The sequence below is a fragment of the Sphingobacterium sp. SGL-16 genome, assembly GCF_011043515.1.
Taxonomy (GTDB): domain Bacteria; phylum Bacteroidota; class Bacteroidia; order Sphingobacteriales; family Sphingobacteriaceae; genus Sphingobacterium; species Sphingobacterium litopenaei.
This window is the reverse complement of sequence record NZ_JAAKGQ010000101.1, coordinates 1-1,613: the sequence shown is the minus strand read 5'-3', so window position 1 is coordinate 1,613 and position 1,613 is coordinate 1. Positions and strand designations below refer to the sequence as shown.

Genomic DNA, 1,613 nt, shown 5'->3' with positions numbered 1-1,613 from the left:
TTTTTTATAAATAGTTAGAGTCAAACTTCATTTTTACAATGGAGAGTTTGATCCTGGCTCAGGATGAACGCTAGCGGCAGGCCTAATACATGCAAGTCGAACGGGATCCAGATGAAAGCTTGCTGATTCTGGTGAGAGTGGCGCACGGGTGCGTAACGCGTGAGCAACCTACCCATATCAGGGGGATAGCCCGAAGAAATTCGGATTAACACCGCATGACACAGCGATCTGGCATCAGAATGCTGTTAAATATTTATAGGATATGGATGGGCTCGCGTGACATTAGCTAGTTGGTAAGGTAACGGCTTACCAAGGCTACGATGTCTAGGGGCTCTGAGAGGAGAATCCCCCACACTGGTACTGAGACACGGACCAGACTCCTACGGGAGGCAGCAGTAAGGAATATTGGTCAATGGAGGGAACTCTGAACCAGCCATGCCGCGTGCAGGATGACTGCCCTATGGGTTGTAAACTGCTTTTGTACGGGAATAAACACTGATACGTGTATCAGCTTGAATGTACCGTAAGAATAAGGATCGGCTAACTCCGTGCCAGCAGCCGCGGTAATACGGAGGATCCGAGCGTTATCCGGATTTATTGGGTTTAAAGGGTGCGTAGGCGGCTTATTAAGTCAGGGGTGAAAGACGGCAGCTCAACTGTCGCAGTGCCTTTGATACTGATGAGCTTGAATGTGATTGAAGATGGCGGAATGAGACAAGTAGCGGTGAAATGCATAGATATGTCTCAGAACTCCAATTGCGAAGGCAGCTATCTAAGTCATGATTGACGCTGATGCACGAAAGCGTGGGGATCGAACAGGATTAGATACCCTGGTAGTCCACGCCCTAAACGATGATAACTCGATGTTAGCGATATACAGTTAGCGTCTTAGCGAAAGCGTTAAGTTATCCACCTGGGGAGTACGCCCGCAAGGGTGAAACTCAAAGGAATTGACGGGGGCCCGCACAAGCGGAGGAGCATGTGGTTTAATTCGATGATACGCGAGGAACCTTACCCGGGCTTGAAAGTTACTGAATTATCTAGAGATAGATAAGTCCTTCGGGACAGGAAACTAGGTGCTGCATGGCTGTCGTCAGCTCGTGCCGTGAGGTGTTGGGTTAAGTCCCGCAACGAGCGCAACCCCTATGTTTAGTTGCCAGCATGTAGTGGTGGGGACTCTAAACAGACTGCCTGCGTAAGCAGAGAGGAAGGTGGGGACGACGTCAAGTCATCATGGCCCTTACGTCCGGGGCTACACACGTGCTACAATGGATGGTACAGCGGGCAGCTACCTTGTAAGAGGATGCTAATCTCGAAAAGCCATTCACAGTTCGGATTGAGGTCTGCAACTCGACCTCATGAAGTTGGATTCGCTAGTAATCGCGTATCAGCAATGACGCGGTGAATACGTTCCCGGGCCTTGTACACACCGCCCGTCAAGCCATGAAAGTTGGGGGTGCCTAAAGCATGTAACCGCAAGGAGCGTGTTAGGGTAAAACCGATAATTGGGGCTAAGTCGTAACAAGGTAGCCGTACCGGAAGGTGCGGCTGGAATACCTCCTTTCTAGAGAATACGTTATTGGTATTCGTTACGTTATATACATGATTAAAAG

1 rRNA gene is annotated in these 1,613 nt (G+C 49.5%); it reads left to right on the top strand.

Annotation, left to right across the window (positions count from 1 at the left end):
- The first annotated feature begins 35 nt into the window (after nucleotides 1-35).
- Nucleotides 36-1,564 (top strand): 16S ribosomal RNA (locus tag G5B32_RS16810).
- Nucleotides 1,565-1,613: the final 49 nt, after the last annotated feature.